The following is a 17,360-nucleotide window of genomic DNA, read 5'->3' on the forward strand; positions in this document are numbered from 1 at the left end:
TAGAAAATACCTAACTTTGTAGGTAGAGATGGACACAGAAAACGCAAGCACACTGCCGGGGTTATATTGTAACTCCAAAACAACATATAGTCGCTTTTTAACCAGAGAAGTTACCATTGGAGATGTTCCAATGGGCGCACATCACCCAATCCGTATCCAAAGTATGACAACAGTCGATACCATGGATACGATGGGATCCGTAGCCCAAACCATGAAGATGGTTGATGCCGGTTGTGAATATGTGCGTATCACGGCTCCAAGTATCAAGGAAGCAGAAAATCTTGGTAACATAAAAAAAGAACTTCGTCTACGAGGATATAATGTGCCCCTAGTAGCAGATATACATTTTACGCCGAATGCAGCCGAAGTTGCAGCACGGATCGTCGAAAAAGTACGTGTCAATCCCGGAAATTATGCCGACAAGAAGAAGTTCGACCAACTGGAATATACCGATATGGCTTACCAGGGGGAGCTCGAACGTATCTATAAAAAGTTTGCCCCATTAGTCGGTATCTGTAAAGAATACGGGACAGCCATGCGTATCGGCACCAATCATGGATCCCTATCGGATCGCATTATGAGCCGCTACGGCGATACCCCAGAAGGGATGGTAGAATCAGCCTTGGAGTTTATGCGTATCTGTGAGGATCTCAACTTCTACAATCTTACGGTCTCAATGAAATCGTCCAACCCACAAGTGATGGTACAAGCGTACCGTTTGCTGGTGGAGAAAATGGTAGCCGAACAAATGAACTACCCGCTCCACTTGGGAGTCACCGAAGCGGGAGACGGTGAAGATGGCCGGATAAAATCGGCAGTCGGCATCGGCACTTTATTGGAAGACGGTCTCGGGGACACGGTGCGTGTTTCGCTTACCGAAGAGCCAGAAAAAGAAGCCCCTGTAGCCATTGCTCTAGTCAACAGGTACAGCAACAGAGCCAAGCAATTATCCACTGCGCCAACGCGCGAAATCATTAATATATCAGGAAACACAAAGACCGAACCCTATCAAGCTGCCGAAGTAAATACATTTGTGGGCGGAGCCTTGGTTCCACGTGTAATCGTAGATATCTCTCGCGAAAACCTTAAAGACCCGTTCATCTTGACCGCCGTAGGATATCGATACGATGCCCTAAATGACAAATACCATATGGGCGATCAGTCTGTCGATTTTGTGTATTTAGGAGATGCCTTGCCATCGTTCACTTTACCAGGAAACCTGAAAGTCTTGTACAATTATGCAACATGGTTGACACTAAAAGACAAAGCGAATAAACATCCGGTATACACCATTACTGCTTTTTTGGACGCAACCGATAAGGACGCCTCCTTGAACCTCGTTCGAATCACGAATGACGACCTCCTGACAGATGAGTTTGCACATCTATCGTTGGATAAGACTGTCGTTTTCCTACTCGAAACAACACATACCCACGGTATGGCAGACCAGCGTCAATTTTTTAATAATATAAAGTCAATCGGTCTCGACACACCGGTGATCATCCGAAGAAGCTACCCCGCAGCTGAATTTTCAGGACCTGTAGGCGACATCATGGACCCGGAAGAACCGATTTCCAAATTACAGCTATACGCAGCGACTGACTTAGGTGCTTTGTTAATCGATGGACTAGGCTCCGGTATTTGGATCGACTCTCCTGCCACATCAATAAACCACCTGGCTTCGATTTCCTTTGGTGTGTTACAAGCTACACGCTCACGCATCTCAAAGACCGAGTATATATCGTGCCCAAGTTGTGGCCGTACACTTTTTGATCTGCAAGAGACAACACAGATGATCCGAAGCCGCACAAGCCATCTAAAAGGACTAAAAATAGCCATTATGGGCTGTATTGTAAATGGCCCAGGTGAAATGGCAGATGCCGATTATGGATATGTTGGCGCAGGCCCAGACAAGATTACTTTATACCGTGGAAAGGAAGTCGTAAAAAGAAATGTAGGCGCGACAAAAGCGCTCGATGAACTCATAGATATTATCAAGAACGACGGACTTTGGGTCGATGTCGACCTTGCGGAATCGATCGAAAATTAATCCAAAAAAACGATCCGTACTTAGTACGGATCGACATCAATTGAAATCCGTACGGATCTATTCTGTTTATCAATCTCAAAATGGGTGATCGCCTGTCGGATCAGCTCCTTCACTTTTACGATGCTAACCTGCCCACGTTCAATTTTTAACGTAATCGTTTGAATAAAATAATTCCTTACCCGTGATATCAAAGGCGGCTCAGGACCTAAAACACGTGCGCCTAAACTTCCGCGAAGCAAACTCGCCAATCGCACTGCAGCATCATGAGTTAGCTGCAAGTCTGTATGTTTCACATCAAGTTTAATGATACGATAAAACGGTGGATATTGATAATTTTTTCGCTCCTTCACCTCCGTCATGAACATCCCCTCATAATCATTGTGCAGCACTTGCTCTAAAACCCGATGATTGGGCGTATGTGTCTGAATAATCACCTTTCCTTGTTGATCCCGACGTCCCGCTCTTCCGGCCACTTGAGAGAACAAAGAAAAGGCCCGTTCATAAGCGCGGAAGTCTGGGAAATTAATCATCGCATCTGCACTGATAATACCAATAAGACTAACACGACCGAAATCTAATCCTTTGGCCACCATTTGCGTTCCGATCAGAATATCAAACTCATGATCATCAAATGATGTTATAATCTTATCAAAGCCATGCTTCCCCTTTGCCGAATCCATATCAAGTCGACCGATGCGCGCTTCAGGCAACAGCAGCTCAAGCTCCTCCTCGATCCGCTCCGTACCAAAGCCTTTACTTTCAATATGTGCCATCCCACACCCCGGACAAATCTGAATCGGTGGTTCATGATGTCCACAGTAATGGCAATGTAGGTGATTGGTCGACTTATGATACGTTAAGCTCACATCACAGTTCACACATTTTGCCACCCACCCACAGGTGTTACATTGCACAAAAGGCGTATGTCCACGTCGGTTCTGAAAAAGAATAACCTGCTCCTTTCGTCCGAGTGCATCCGTGATCCCTTGCAATAGAGTACCACTAAAATAATTGAACATTTGTCCTTTGCGGCCGGCCTCCGCAACATCCACCAATTCGATGATTGGAAGTTGAGAAGCACCGTAACGTTCCTTCATTTCCACCAAACCATATTTTCCTGCTTTTGCATTGTAATAGGATTCGATCGATGGCGTGGCCGATCCCAATAATACCTTCGCTTTATGAATACCAGCTAAATAAATCGCGGTATCCCGTGCATGGTAACGTGGGGCTGGTTCATATTGTTTATAGGAACTCTCATGTTCCTCATCAACAATAATCAATCCCAGCTCCTGGAACGGTAAAAACACAGATGACCGTGCACCAATAACAACTTCATACTCCCCATTTAGAACCTTACGCCACACCTCCGCACGTTCATTATCATTGAACTTCGAATGGTATACTCCTAGCTTATCTCCAAAATGAAGACGCAACCGCTCCGTAATTTGCGCAGTTAGTGCAATTTCCGGCAACAGGTACAATACTTTTTTTCCAGATGCAATCGCAGATTCGATTAATCGAATGTAAAGTTGGGTTTTCCCTGAAGCGGTAACACCATGGAGCAAAACCACATCCTTTGCTTGAAAGTCAGCCTCAATGCTCGCCAATGCTGCCTCCTGCCTCTCATTCAATGTAAAGTCGGCCGTAATCTCCAGATCTTCCCCACCCAAGCGAGAAACAATCTTTTCTTGAAGGACAAATACGCCCTTCTCAATTAACGAAGCAACCACGCCGGCACTAATACCTGCCGCCTCCATAATATCTTGCCGAGTAATATCTTCTTTCGTCTTTTGTAACTGCAGCAAAGCCAACACCGCATCTTGCTGCTTAGGAGCTTTATTCAAGGAATCTAACAAAATACGTTTCCCCTCCGCATCCGAAAATTGAGAATCCAAAGAAAGAAACGTCTTGACTTTCGGCTTATACCGATCCTTAATTTCCTCTGAAATCAAAAGGTATCCTTCGTCAAACAAGGTTTTTAATAGCGGAAAAACTGTTTTCTGTCCCAATAACTTAACGACATCGTTAATCGTTAATTCTCCAGCAACATCCAACGCCTCCATAATCATATATCCCTTATCGGTAAGGAGAGAACGATCCAGGTCTTCATTTTCCGCAGCAACAATTTTGGTCTCACTGGCCATTTTCATAGCCGCAGGTAATGCGGCCTGCATAATCTCCCCCAGATAGCACAAATAATAATCTGCCATCCATTCCCATAAAGTCAATTGCGTGGGATCGAGGATCGGTTGATCATCGATTACATTCAGGATATATTTTGCTTCATAGCCCAAAGGAGCCTCATGGCTAACCTTATGTACAACTGCAGCATAGATCTTATTGCGCCCAAATTGCACAATAACACGCTTCCCTACCGCCACATGATCGTTCCATTCCACAGGAACACGATACGTATAGGTCTTTGCGATATACAAAGGCAAAATAACTTCCACGAAGTAGGTTTCCTGACCGGCACTAAACAAAGATGATGCTACCATACCCAACAAATATAACGGAAGTTTTTCGGTCTCTATAGTGGGTACCTATAAAAAGATACGTTACCTTTTCATGGTAACGTATCTCCTATAAAATCTAAAACATAAACGTATTAATAGGTATACAACACCTGATGCATTTCATGCAACTCGTCAACAGGTATCTTAATAATTTTACGATCATACGTCATCAATCCATTCGTTTCAATCTCCACATCGGTAGTCTGGGTATAGACAGCAGCCGATAGACCACGTGGGATCAACTTATGAAGGTCTTTTACCAAACCCGCATACCTTTTCTTAAGCTCCTCCCCATTTTTAAAAGACTGATAACCCCAGTTATCTTTTTGTTGCCAGGTGTGTCCTTCTACCGGTAGACCTAATCCTCCAAATTCGCCCAACGCCAAGACAAAATCCTTTCCAAACAGCCCTGGATCAGGCATTGCAGCATCCGGGTAATTATGTAGATCAAGGATATGGCCCACATACGCAAAGTTACCTCCACTAGCACTATTGACCAATCGGGAAGGATCATACTTCATGGTCCAATCTGTAATTTCTTTCGTCTTAAATTGCCCCCACGCTTCATTAAAAGGAACCCAAATAACAATGCTTGGGAAATTGTGTAAAGCATCCATTATTGATCGCCACTCCTTTCTATACATCTTTTCAGAATCAGCACTCCGATCTTTATCATGCTGGCCACTGGAAATCTTTCCAGGATGCATATCCCATGCATTCCCGCCTAAATCCCCGCTAGGCATGTCTTGCCACACCAAAATACCAATGCTATCGCAGTAACGATACCAGCGAGCAGGTTCTACTTTGATATGCTTGCGAATCATATTGAATCCCATCTCCTTCGTCTTTTCGATATCAAACTTCAATGCTTCGTCCGACGGAGCAGTATGTAAACCGTCCGGCCACCAGCCCTGATCCAATGGTCCGTAATGGAAAACAAACTTATTGTTCAACAACATGCGCTGAATCCCTTTATCATCTTTTTGCATACTGATCTTCCGCATAGCGAAATAGCTCTTCACCTCATCCACAACCTTCCCACTTCGCATCAATTTCACGCGTAAATCGTAAAGCTTAGGATGGTCCGGGCTCCACAAAGAAATACCCGGTAACGACAGCTTAGTCTCTACACCATGCTTCGTTTTCCAATCTCCAATTTTAGTCGCACCATCATACGCCTCCACAACCACCTCCTCATCCCCTCGAGCCGATGCAATATCCGCCGAAAAGAACAAAGCGGATTCATCAACATTTGGCGTCTGTTTTGTTTTAGCAATATAACTGGTCGGCACACCTTCTAACCAAACGGTCTGCCAAATACCAGTAACAGGGGTATACCAGATACCATGTGGATTTCTAATTTGCTTCCCACGAGGCTGAGGGCCGTCGTCTGTCGGATCCCAAACACGCACCACAATCTCTTGCCGCTCTCCTTTTTTTAACACGTCGGTAATATCAAAACTAAAAGGATCAAAACCTCCCTCATGTTGACCGATATGCTGCTTATTCACGTACACATCACAACTCCAATCCACAGCGCCAAAATGCAACAACACTTTTCCTTTCCGTAAGCTGTTATCTACGGATATTTCCCGTTGATACCATAAAGATTGGTTGGTAGCAACGGTTTTCCCCACGCCAGAAAGCGCAGATTCGATCGCGAAAGGAACAACAATATCGCCATCCCAATGTGTTGGAATCTCTTTTTGATCTTGGTCAACAACGGTATATCGCCATTTTCCATTTAAATTTTTCCAATTGCCTTTTCGCTCAAGCTGTGGCCGTGGGTACTCTTGATGCGGACGTAGTGGATCAAGGGTCTCCCCCCATCTCGTCTTTATCTTATGCCCAACGACATTTCCCTCCTGCCCAGACGTGGAAAAAAAGCTTACCATCATCAAGCAAAAGGCGGTCATTTTCATTTTCATAAAATAATGTGGTTTTTATAGGTGATTAGTTTGATTTAAATCTTATTTAGCTTTCGTGCGGAATTTTATATCCGTTGTGGTACGGTGCGGCCAGGTATTTGTTCGCCTCACTATCGGTAAACCGCTGCTTACCCTTATCCCAATAGATTTTTCGCCCCGTCCGATACGCCACATTTCCCATCTGCGAAAAAATAGCGATATGAGCCCCCGCTTCTAAGGGTGCTTTTAACATCCCTTTATCTTTAGCAACAATAGCATCTACAAAATTAACCATATGCTTTTCTAGTCCATTATCACTTGATTTCTGCAACGGAACAGCCGGCCCGCCATCTTTCTCCGGAATAACTTCCCAACCGTTTCGATTCACAATCAATGTCCCGTTATTCCCAATAAATGCAACGCCATGTGTCCGGTCATAAGGACCTAGATCCATCCCCAATGCATGCTCCCATTGGATATAAAAATTATCAAATTCATAAACAGCAGTCAATGTATCAGGTGTTTCAGCAGCACCATTAGGATCCGCAAAATTACCACCGGTAGCCATAATCGATTTGGGAGTAGTCGCCTTCATCCCCATCAACGCATAGTCCAACATATGCACCCCCCAGTCTGTCATCAATCCCCCGGCATAATCCCAGAACCAACGAAATTCAAAGTGAAAACGATTGGGATTAAAAGCTCTTTTTTGTGCTGGGCCCAGCCATCTATCATAATGCACACCAGCGGGCACAGCGGTGTCCGGTTTCTTTACAATATTCTTTTTCCACCCAACATAGGACCACGCTTTCACAAGTCGTATATTCCCGAGCTTACCTGAGTGAACATAGTCTAACGCATCCTGAAAGTGCTGCTGGCTACGTTGCCATTGCCCAACCTGTACAATAACATTCCCCTTCTTTTCCGTAGCTAGCATAACCTCACACTCGCGGATAGAGTTCCCAATTGGTTTTTCTACATAGACATGCTTTCCGGCCTTCACGGCATCAACAAACTGCAGACAATGCCAATGATCAGGCGTAGCAATAATAACGGCATCCACATTACTATCACGAAGCACATCTTTATAATCCACACAAGTCTTCACCTCGATACCACGCTCTTTGAGCTCATTGGCACGTTTTTGTAACACATTCTCATCGATATCGCACAATACAGTACAAACTGCTCGATTCGTTTTTAACAAGGCATTTAAATTAGACCATCCCATACCATTAGCGCCAATAAGAGCGACGCGAATCTGTTGATTAAAGGAGGTAAGAGGATGAGCAAACGACTTCAGGTAAACAGTAGAAGCTGCTAATATAGCAGATGCTTTAATAAAATCTTTTCTATTCATTCGGTTTAGTTATTGATTAGCTGGTAAAAGGCTCACGTACTTTTTCGTATCACACTGTAAGATAGCATTGTTTCGCGAATTTTCGAAAGACCAACACTATGCTACAAAAATATTACAATGTCCTAAAAACAACAAAAGCCACGCTGCGAGCAGCGTGGCTTTCCATTTATTCTTTACGTGCCTTAGGAACGATTTCTCAAGGCGGCGATAAATAACCCAATCCAACCGACAATGAAAAACAATCCACCGATCGGGGTCACTGGACCCAAAAATTTAAACCCCTCTAAGCCTATTAAATCTCGCACACTTAAGAGATATAAGGAGCCCGAAAACAAAATAATACCTACCGTAAATGCCCAAAAAGAAACCCGGATAGAAGCATTTTTTGCCCGCGAAAAAGTAGATAAAAACAAAAGAGCAAGCGTATGATAAAAGTGATACTGGTTTGCTGTTTTCCACGTCCCCAAGTGGTACTCATCAACTTTACCTTCCAAACCATGTGCTCCAAAGGCACCTAATATCACGGCAAATACGCCAAACAACGACGCCATTAATATAATCTGTTTATTCATAAAAGGGATTAATTGCTCAAACTTAATTACGCTTATAAATGTATAAAATATACTCCATAAAAACACGATTTTTGTCTTTTTTGTGGCGAGAATCACTATTTAGCCCCCTTATTGGACGCCCTTAAAGGAGGCACCAAAACGGCACATGACAACTATATAATTAAGTGATATTTTACTATTTTTGTTTTATTCACCATCAAAACCTAAACCGAAAACACACATTACCTGAATGTTTATGATTTTTATGATACATAAGCAAAGGCATTAAGGATATTGTTTACTTTTGGTTTTGATACAGATTTGTGCGTAATGAGAAACACCATAATTGTCACCGTTTTACTGTTTATTGCCGTAATAGGTGCTTCGATATACTATTTTTCAGGATTAAATAGCGAGAAAAAGGAAACCGTAAAACCCCTTACCTTCTTGCCAGAGGAGACTTTTTTGATTACTGCTTTTCAAAATGATCCAACTACCGATAATATTTTCAAGGATTTTGAAATATTTGAAGCCATCCTCGGAAAGCAAGAAACAAAACAACTGCAACTACTAAAATCCAAACTACTACGAAGCACTGCATTGCAACCCTATGTGGAGGCAACGGAAATATACGTCTCTTTCCACCCCGAAAAAGATAAAATTAGCACCTTGATCACAATTCCTACAGTGGATAAAATTAAAGATGTTGATCTTCCGGCTCTACTCACCAGTTTAGAAAAAAGCTTTAAAGTCAACAAACAAGATACCTTGGGTCACACCCTTTTTAGTATGGACTATGGTGCTAAAGACTCTCTATTATATGTTACCTATGTAAAAGATATTTTCTTTGCCTCACCATCGAAAGAACTCATACTCCTGGTTCTGGATAACAACAAGCCTAAACTAGATAAAGCCCATATCAATTATTTTGTAGATAACAACAGTAGAAAAGCGCCATTAAGCGTCTATTTTATTCATGATCAGGTAAAGAATATGGGGTCGCATATACTTCGTTCCAAGTACGGTAAGACAATAGCCCTTTTCGATAATCTTGGTGGACAATCCGCATGGAATCTCAATTTTAAAAACGATGCGCTCATTCTCAGTGGTGAGAGTGAAACGGAACACAAAAAAGAAAACTACATCGAATTGTTCAGTTACCAAACAAAAACAACACAAAGTTTATACAATTACTTCCCCGACAATACGGCCTCCTATTTATCGTTCTCCATCAGCAATAATGATCGATTCAAAGAAGACCTACGCCAACTTTTTGAAAAAAGGAACGAACTCAAGACGGTCAACACCTTGCAAGAAAATATTCAAAAACAAAAAGGGATTCATATTGGAACAGACATCGGTGCCATACTGGGCAGTGAATTCGCTGTTGTGGAGCAAAGTAACCAAGCAGAACTTCTCTTTATAAGACTAAAAAACAAATCGACCATTACGTCACGATTGGCACGACTAGCCTCAGCAGTAACAGATTCCATACAACGGTTTGACCAATCAAATATTCTATACAGCCTATTGGGTGATCCCGCAAAAGCCTTCCCTCGGCCATATTTCACACAAATAGGTGATGTATTGGTGTTAGCAAATAGCTTACAAACTTTACAGGAATACCAAAAAGATTGGCGACGCGCAAACCTATTGGTAGGCACATTAGGGTTTAAGAACTTTGAAAAAATACAAGGTAACGAAGCTAATATAACCTACTTCTTACGCATGAGGACATCCTCTTCGTTAATTCAGAGATTGTTGAAACCAGCCTATCAGAAAACATTCACCAATAAAGACAACTATGGATACCAAGATTTCTTCTCTTGGTCGTTCCAGATTTCGGGAAACAATGGTCGTTTCTTATCAAGCATATACGGTATTTTCAAAAGCAAAGCTGCCCTGGGAGCCACCCCGGAATGGACATACGAATTTGAAAACCGACCGATTACGCAGCCCTGGGTCTTCCAACATTCGGACACCAGTCAGTTTATTGTAGTACAAGAACAAGACCATACGATTCATGGTATACATCCCGCAGGAAAAAAACTGTGGTCAACCGTATTCTCCGGCAGAGTGGTCGGTGAAGCACAACAACTAGACGATCGCTCCATTATCCTTCTCACCGATAAAGACAGACTTTATCGCTTTGACACATCCGGCAAACCTTTGCCTGGTTTCTCCATTTCACTGCCAGCAACGCCAACAGCAACGCCAACGATTGCCCAAATAAACAACGAACAATTGATATTCATACCCGCGGGACGCCGAATGCTCGTATATGATATTCAGGGCAAAGAAGTCGAAAGTTGGAAGAATAAAACAATAGACGGACAAATCCACTTTGATATAAAAATACAAGAAGGTCATGTCTATGTTGGAACAGATAACGGGCATTTTTACCAGTATGATGACCATGGAAAACTTCTCAAGGAAGAAATTCTATACAGTACGACCTTTAAGAATCCTATTACTGTAGCCCCGAACAGCGACAACAAATCTGTACTATATACGGTCGACACCGATGGTTACCTGTATACCCTGGACTTTGTGAACAAACCAACAAGAAGAAAGATATCCAACTGGGATAGCAAAACACGCTTAGCCTTTGAAAGTACCGTGAACCGGAACAACCCGTTGATGGTTAGTTTAAATAAGAAAGAGCTGGCCACATACAGCGTAAGGGACACGAGTAAAATATTCGGATTCAACTTTACGCAAGAAGTAACAGATAGGCCTCAATTTTTCCGAAACGACGCGAACAGTGTCTTTATTGGTGTCGCAGAACGCGCGAATAGCTTAATTTATCTATTCGACGAAAAAGGGGCTGTCGTAAATGGTTTTCCGATCGAGGCTCTTCCTAATTTCTACTACGGCAAGATCGATTACAACAGTGGAAACTACCTGCTATGTATACGGAGAGACAAGAAGTTATACGCTTTCAAAAACTAAAAAAAACTGCGCCTAGAAATACATACTCTCAAGTAAAAAATTTCAATAAACAACAAAATTGTAGTAGGTTTGCAGTCTTATACTATTTATGCTTACAGGAGAAAATAATTTACAATTACTAGCCACACCGCAAAACATTATCATCACAACACATCACAAGCCTGATGGCGATGCGTTGGGTTCATCACTTGGACTATACCATTGGTTGCAGGCCAAAGGACATCACGTTGAGGTGGTTCTATCATCCGACTTCCCATCCTTCTTGGATTGGATGCCTGGACGGGACAATGTAATTATTTACCCCCAAGAGGTGGAACGGACAACTAAATTAGTTGAATCTGCGGATATCATCTTCTGCCTGGACTACAGTGCGTTGAGCCGGACAAATATTTTGGAGCCTCTTATTCGCGAAGCCAAAGGACAAAAGTGGATGGTTGACCACCATTTAGACCCCGAAGATTTCGCACAATTAACCTATTGGGACTCCAATGCCGCAGCAACAGCCCAGTTAATCTACACCTTTATTGCCGAAGTAAACAACGATTGTGAAGGCATAACAGCAGATATTGCAACCTGTTTATATGCAGGTATTATGACAGATACGGGATCTTTTCGCTTTCGATCCACAACCGCTGCCGTACACCATATCCTAGCTCATCTTATTGATGCTGGGGCAAAAAACTGGGAGATCCACGAAAAAGTATATAATAGTTCCACCGAAAACCGGTTGAAATTCTTAGGATATAGTCTTTTAAACTGTTTAGAGGTTATCCCCGAATACAACACGGCTCTTTTTGCGATTACCAAAGAAGATTTAGCAAAATTCCAGGTTACAACCGGAGACACGGAAGGTTTAGTGAATTATGCTTTATCGATTAAAGGAATTCGTTTGGCCGGTTTATTTATTGACAGAACTGAATTAATTAAATTATCTTTGCGCTCGATAGGGGAAATCCCTTGCAATGAGATTTGTAAGAAATATTTTAACGGAGGAGGACATCTCAACGCATCAGGTGGTAGCTCAACAGAAGAGCTCGAAGCTGTTGTAGAGCGGTTCAAATCTATATTACCAGAATACAAAGAAATATTAACAAAGTAACTTAGTGATTATATCAAAAAAATGAAGAAATCAATTTTATTCCTATCGGCAGCTGTTACCCTATTAGCGACGGCAGCTTGTCAGAATTTCAAAAAGGGAGATGGTGGTCTTGAATACAAGATCGTGAAGGATGAAGGTGCTGAAAAAGCAAAAGCAGGTGATTTATTATCGGTAGATATGACAGTAACGTCAGACCGTAAAGATTCGTTGCTACAAAGTACGTACGATATTGGTTTACCACAAATTATCAACATAGCACCAGATTCAATCCCTGGCTTATACGCGGGAGATTATAACTCTATGTTTAAATTCTTAGGTGAAGGCGATAGCGCTGTTTTCCGTTTAAACTTGGATACAATGGCCGCAAAAACAGGTCAACCAAAACCTGAATTTGCAGATAAATTTGTTACATTCACTGTTAAAGTTAGAAAGCACTTCAAAAAAGGCAACCTAACAGACTCGGCACTTTATGCACAAATCGACACTTACTTTAAAGGCGAAATCGAAGGATTGAAAAAAGCCGAAGAAGGTAAATTAGCAAAATACGTTGCCGACAAAAAATTAGAACCTAAAAAATCTGCTTCTGGTTTACAGTACATCATCAGCCAAGAAGGTAAAGGTGATAAAGTTGTAGTGGGTGATACAGTTGTTGTAAACTACACTGGAAAATTAGTAAACGGTAAAGTATTCGACACAAACAGTGCAGAGACTGCGAAGAAAGAAAAAACATTCAATCCGATGAAACAATACGAGCCTATTCGTTTCCGCGTAGGTCACGATCCGGTTATCCAAGGATGGACTGAAGGTATGCAGTTATTGAACAAAGGTGCAAAAGCTACATTCTTAGTTCCTTCGAACTTAGGATACGGCGAGCGTGGTGGTGGTACAATCCCTCCATATGCTCCTTTGGTATTCGAAGTAGAGGTTGTGAATATCATTCCTGGTCCAAAAGGGGATGCTCCAGCAGCAACTTTACCAGTAGATTCAGCAGCAACAAAAAAATAACATCGCTGAAAAAATAGCAAGGAAAACGCAAGATTTTTAAAAATCTTGCGTTTTTTTATGTTCTATTAGGTCGTCTAATACGAAAAGCCTAAATTTAGGCCGATTATCAAGCATATATGCATTCTAAACCCTACATACTTACCGACACACATACGCACATCTACTACCATGCCGGCACAGAAAAGCTAAAGGAACAGATGGACCGTTGCTTTGATCGGAACATCCAGAAACTGTTCCTCCCAAATGTCGATACGGAGTCAATACCCTTGGTAATGGATACCGTTCATGCATATCCAACACATTGTTTCCCCATGCTCGGCCTACACCCTTGCTCCGTAAAAGAAAATTACAAGGAAGAATTGGCTAACATAGAAAAAGCTATTGCAGAACATAAAATATATGCGATTGGTGAAATTGGTTTAGATCTATATTGGGACAAGACAACACTCGAAATACAAAAAGATGCCTTTCGGACACAAGTAGCATGGGCCAAGTCATTGAACTTACCCATAGACATACATTGTAGAGCAGCATTTGATGAATTGTTCGTCTTACTCGAAGAACTGAAAGATGACAAACTCTTCGGCATCCTCCATTGCTTTACAGGAACGCTGGAGCAGGCTAAACAGGCAATTGACCTGGGATTTGCACTCGGTATCGGAGGCGTAGTGACATACAAAAATTCAGGCTTGGATCAAGTAGTTAAACAAGTTGATTTAAAACATATCGTTTTGGAAACAGATGCACCTTACCTGGCACCTACCCCATTTCGAGGAAAAGAAAACGAAAGCAGCTACCTATACCATGTAGCCGAGAAAGTCGCCGATCTACAGGAAGTAACGATCGAGACCCTAGCTACAATTACCACCGAAAATGCGAAACGTATTTTTGGAATTTAACAACAAACGATGCAGAATATATTTATTGTTTACACAGGAGGTACGATCGGGATGGTTCAGGATCCCGAAACAGGCACATTTGTACCTTTTGACTTCGAGCTGATCGCACGTAATTTGCCAGACCTAGCTCGCCTTAATTACAAACTTACCGTACATTCCTTCAACCCAATCATCGACTCCTCAAACATGAAGCCTTCGATATGGGTAGAAATGGCACAAATTATCAAAGATAACTATGACCATTACGATGGTTTTGTAATTCTACATGGTTCAGATACTATGTCCTTTTCCGCTTCGATCCTCAGCTTTATGTTGGAAGGACTACAAAAACCCGTCATCCTATCAGGGTCACAACTTCCAATCGGAGAAATACGAACAGATGCCCGGGAGAATATTATGACCGCATTAGAAATAGCATCTGCCAAAGAAAATGGTAAATCTATTATTCAAGAGGTATGTGTCCTTTTTGATAATAAGTTATTCCGAGGCAACCGCTCTTTTAAATACAATTCAGCCAAATTTGAAGCCTTTCGTTCACCAAATTATCCGGTTTTGGCAGAAGCAGGAATCTATATAAACTACAACCGCGAAGCCCTTTTGGACAATACAGATAAAGAGTTTATTATGCACACCAAAATAGACAACAAAGTGGCCGTGCTTAAACTCTTCCCTGGCATAGACCCCGAGACGATCAAAGCAATCTTGAATTCTAATGCACGAAGTATCATTATGGAAACATTCGGCTCCGGAAATACGATGACCGACGAGTGGTTCCTAAACCTTATCGGTGAAGCAATCCGTAACGGAAAAAACATTCTAGATATCTCCCAATGCAAAGTTGGATCTGTAGAGCTGGGGCGCTACGAGACTTCCCAAGGACTAAAGGTACTCGGCGTATTGAATGGATACGATATGACTTTTGAGGCCGCTGTAACCAAACTGATGTACTTACAAGGCCACTTCGAAGACCAAGCATCTGTGGCCTATTGGATTGAAAAAGATATTCGAGGAGAACTTACGGTTAACGACTAGTCGTTAACCGGTTTTCTCGGTTCCATACGTACCAAATACTGATCATTCTCATCCTCAAAGAGAATCTGTACCACCCAATTCTCCTCCCGAGCAATACGTATCAACTCCGTTTGATCAATATAAAGCCAATCAAATGGTTTCCCCTTATGCCCTTTATACTCATATTGATATTTTATCTGCCCCAGGTAATGGCTAGGTTTAGCAATACGGTACTCTTCATAGAGATACGATATATCGGAAGAATCGAAAATCAACTGGCCTCTTTCCGTTAATAAATTTTTACTGTACCGCAGTAGATCTCTAAAGCCTTCTACGGATCCGGCCAAACCTATCCCATTCATCAAAAAGAGTAACGTATCGTACCGTTGTTCTTTTAGTTCAAAGAAGTCTTCGTGAAGCAAATGCTGCACCCCCCGTTTTGCCATAATATCGCATGCCGTCGCAGATATCTCTAAAGCCGTTACATCAAATCCCTTTTCTTGTAAAAAGAGTGCGTGACTACCAACACCAGCACCGACATCCAACACCTTACCATCGCACAGTGCCAATGCAATATGCTCTAATTCAGGAAAATCATCGGCATCACGGTAAAAAACCTCAACAGGCATCTCTTCAATATCCCCATAGCTACTATGTAAAAGCAAGGGCTCACCCAGCTCACCGAGCGCTAAATAATCGTACAGCGCTTCGCCATACACATCTCTCTCCATTAATCGTTTATATTAAGAATCTTTTTTGCAATCGTTATCTCATCCTGTTCACCGGTATGTTTATTGGGTTCATCCGATAGTTTAATTACAGGCGTCCAAGCACTATCTTCAGGCTTAGCCTCCACCATCTTTAGCACGATATTCATACGTGGTAAACCCACATCATTCGTAAAGTCGGTACCGATACCAAAGGAATGACCAATCTTACCTTCGCAGAACCGAACAATGGTTTCTACTTTATCGTAATCTAATCCGTCAGAAAAAATAATCTCCTTCGATCTCGGGTCAATCCCCTTACTTTTGTAGTGATCAATCGTTAATTGGGCAAACTCAACAGGATCACCACTATCATGTCGAACACCGTCAAAAAGCTTGGTGAGCTTCTTATCGAACTGCTTAAAAAACACCGCTGTCGTATAGGTATCCGAAAGTGCAATACCAAGGTCCCCACGATACACGTCAGACCAATGTTCCAAACCCAGAAGGTTTGCCATTTTGTACCCATACTTAGCCGCATGAAACATAAACCATTCATGTGCATGCGTGCCAATAGGCGTGGTTTGGTATTTCATCGCAAAGTGTACATTGCTCGTCCCAATAAATGTTTTCGAAAGATTTGCCTTTAGGGTTTCAATAACCAAATCGTGCACCGCGTAGGAATGACGACGACGCGTACCAAAATCGGCGATGGTAATATTCAGTTTGTCGTACTTTACCATTTTATCTTGCACAATCTGTCGTACCGCATCATCATCAATCCGTTCTTGTTCAGTAAATTCATAAAAAAGCTCACAGATCAAAGACATGATAGGCACTTCCCATAAAATCGTACGATACCAATAGCCTTCGATACGTACCGTTAGGTCTTCCCCTTCTTGAACAATATGAACCTCCTCCGGGTCGTACCGATAGCCTTCTAGAAAATCAAAGTAAGTAGGATCTATATAGGGACACTTAGCGGCAAAGAAAACCTTCTCTTGTTTCGATAATTTCAAACCCGCCATCTCGGCAATCGCCTCCTTTAATTTATGATCAAAACCAGGGGGAAACTTGTGTTTTCCCCGATTTATAAATGCATACCGGGCACGAGCCTTCGGAAATAATTTAACCACTGCATACTGCATGGTAAACTTATAGAAATCATTATCTAAAATAGACGTTAGTTTTGCCATCTTTATACCTTTATTCCTAAAAATAACAGATGAAGTTATGAAATTGTTAGGGCAAAACAAGTAATAATCCTAAAAACACTCAGTATCAAGTTGTACAAAAAACC

Annotated in this window: 12 protein-coding genes; 6 read left to right on the forward strand and 6 right to left on the reverse strand. The window is 42.1% G+C overall.

The annotated features are described in order from the left end of the window. Nucleotides 1–28 precede the first annotated feature (28 nt). Nucleotides 29–2,050 carry a (E)-4-hydroxy-3-methylbut-2-enyl-diphosphate synthase gene (gene ispG, locus B9Y69_RS06485; RefSeq protein ID WP_085472210.1) on the forward strand — a complete coding sequence of 674 codons (2,022 nt, stop codon included), beginning with the start codon at nucleotides 29–31 and terminating at the stop codon, nucleotides 2,048–2,050. A gap of 20 nt (nucleotides 2,051–2,070) precedes the next feature. Here ispG and priA read toward each other — a convergent pair whose 3' ends face one another. From priA to B9Y69_RS06505, 4 genes are all read right to left on the reverse strand, one after another. Further along, nucleotides 2,071–4,551: a replication restart helicase PriA gene (gene priA, locus B9Y69_RS06490; RefSeq protein ID WP_085472211.1), complete on the reverse strand. Its 2,481-nt coding sequence runs from the start codon at nucleotides 4,549–4,551 to the stop codon at nucleotides 2,071–2,073. A 110-nt stretch (nucleotides 4,552–4,661) separates the two neighbouring features. Beyond that, nucleotides 4,662–6,497 (reverse strand): glycoside hydrolase family 2 protein, encoded by a 1,836-nt coding sequence (locus tag B9Y69_RS06495; RefSeq protein ID WP_085472212.1) that lies wholly within the window; start codon nucleotides 6,495–6,497, stop codon nucleotides 4,662–4,664. Between the two features lie 46 nt (nucleotides 6,498–6,543). Then, on the reverse strand, nucleotides 6,544–7,836 hold the full coding sequence (locus tag B9Y69_RS06500) for a Gfo/Idh/MocA family protein (RefSeq protein WP_085472213.1): 1,293 nt from the start codon (nucleotides 7,834–7,836) through the stop codon (nucleotides 6,544–6,546). Between the two features lie 182 nt (nucleotides 7,837–8,018). Continuing rightward, complete coding sequence (locus B9Y69_RS06505; RefSeq protein ID WP_085472214.1) at nucleotides 8,019–8,408, reverse strand: DUF423 domain-containing protein; 390 nt, start codon at nucleotides 8,406–8,408, stop codon at nucleotides 8,019–8,021. A gap of 309 nt (nucleotides 8,409–8,717) precedes the next feature. Between B9Y69_RS06505 and B9Y69_RS06510 the strand changes: the two genes are divergently transcribed. The 5 genes from B9Y69_RS06510 to B9Y69_RS06530 all read left to right on the forward strand — a co-directional run bounded on the left by B9Y69_RS06510 (nucleotide 8,718) and on the right by B9Y69_RS06530 (nucleotide 15,374). Further along, nucleotides 8,718–11,339, forward strand: a complete 2,622-nt coding sequence (locus tag B9Y69_RS06510; RefSeq protein WP_085472215.1) for a PQQ-binding-like beta-propeller repeat protein — start codon at nucleotides 8,718–8,720, stop codon at nucleotides 11,337–11,339. A gap of 88 nt (nucleotides 11,340–11,427) precedes the next feature. Beyond that, nucleotides 11,428–12,438 (forward strand): DHH family phosphoesterase, encoded by a 1,011-nt coding sequence (locus tag B9Y69_RS06515; RefSeq protein ID WP_085472216.1) that lies wholly within the window; start codon nucleotides 11,428–11,430, stop codon nucleotides 12,436–12,438. 21 nt (nucleotides 12,439–12,459) lie between these two features. Then, entirely contained in the window at nucleotides 12,460–13,443 is a 984-nt protein-coding gene (locus B9Y69_RS06520; protein ID WP_085472217.1) for an FKBP-type peptidyl-prolyl cis-trans isomerase, read from the forward strand. Nucleotides 13,444–13,559: 116 nt separating this feature from the next. Further along, nucleotides 13,560–14,342 (forward strand): TatD family hydrolase, encoded by a 783-nt coding sequence (locus B9Y69_RS06525; protein ID WP_085472218.1) that lies wholly within the window; start codon nucleotides 13,560–13,562, stop codon nucleotides 14,340–14,342. A gap of 9 nt (nucleotides 14,343–14,351) precedes the next feature. After that, the gene (locus tag B9Y69_RS06530) at nucleotides 14,352–15,374 is read left to right on the forward strand and encodes an asparaginase (protein WP_085472219.1); all 1,023 of its coding nucleotides are present in this window, start codon (nucleotides 14,352–14,354) and stop codon (nucleotides 15,372–15,374) included. On the opposite strand, the gene B9Y69_RS06535 is transcribed toward B9Y69_RS06530, so the two are convergent. Together B9Y69_RS06535 and pncB are read right to left on the reverse strand one after the other, a co-directional pair. After that, the gene (locus B9Y69_RS06535) at nucleotides 15,371–16,084 is read right to left on the reverse strand and encodes a class I SAM-dependent methyltransferase (protein ID WP_085472220.1); all 714 of its coding nucleotides are present in this window, start codon (nucleotides 16,082–16,084) and stop codon (nucleotides 15,371–15,373) included. The genes B9Y69_RS06530 and B9Y69_RS06535 overlap by 4 nt on opposite strands. Next, entirely contained in the window at nucleotides 16,084–17,256 is a 1,173-nt protein-coding gene (gene pncB, locus B9Y69_RS06540; RefSeq protein WP_085472221.1) for a nicotinate phosphoribosyltransferase, read from the reverse strand. The genes B9Y69_RS06535 and pncB overlap by 1 nt, the downstream gene beginning before the upstream one ends. Between the last annotated feature and the right edge of the window lie 104 nt (nucleotides 17,257–17,360).

The organism is Sphingobacterium psychroaquaticum, from assembly GCF_900177625.1.
GTDB lineage: Bacteria > Bacteroidota > Bacteroidia > Sphingobacteriales > Sphingobacteriaceae > Sphingobacterium > Sphingobacterium psychroaquaticum.

Bases quoted from the DNA above. Each gene is read 5' to 3' on its own strand.
- ispG (WP_085472210.1), top strand. From the start codon at position 29: ATGGACACAGAAAACGCAAGCACACTGCCGGGGTTATATTGTAACTCC.
- priA (WP_085472211.1), bottom strand. From the start codon at position 4,551: ATGGTAGCATCATCTTTGTTTAGTGCCGGTCAGGAAACCTACTTCGTG.
- B9Y69_RS06495 (WP_085472212.1), bottom strand. From the start codon at position 6,497: ATGAAAATGAAAATGACCGCCTTTTGCTTGATGATGGTAAGCTTTTTT.
- B9Y69_RS06500 (WP_085472213.1), bottom strand. From the start codon at position 7,836: ATGAATAGAAAAGATTTTATTAAAGCATCTGCTATATTAGCAGCTTCT.
- B9Y69_RS06505 (WP_085472214.1), bottom strand. From the start codon at position 8,408: ATGAATAAACAGATTATATTAATGGCGTCGTTGTTTGGCGTATTTGCC.
- B9Y69_RS06510 (WP_085472215.1), top strand. From the start codon at position 8,718: ATGAGAAACACCATAATTGTCACCGTTTTACTGTTTATTGCCGTAATA.
- B9Y69_RS06515 (WP_085472216.1), top strand. From the start codon at position 11,428: ATGCTTACAGGAGAAAATAATTTACAATTACTAGCCACACCGCAAAAC.
- B9Y69_RS06520 (WP_085472217.1), top strand. From the start codon at position 12,460: ATGAAGAAATCAATTTTATTCCTATCGGCAGCTGTTACCCTATTAGCG.
- B9Y69_RS06525 (WP_085472218.1), top strand. From the start codon at position 13,560: ATGCATTCTAAACCCTACATACTTACCGACACACATACGCACATCTAC.
- B9Y69_RS06530 (WP_085472219.1), top strand. From the start codon at position 14,352: ATGCAGAATATATTTATTGTTTACACAGGAGGTACGATCGGGATGGTT.
- B9Y69_RS06535 (WP_085472220.1), bottom strand. From the start codon at position 16,084: ATGGAGAGAGATGTGTATGGCGAAGCGCTGTACGATTATTTAGCGCTC.
- pncB (WP_085472221.1), bottom strand. From the start codon at position 17,256: ATGGCAAAACTAACGTCTATTTTAGATAATGATTTCTATAAGTTTACC.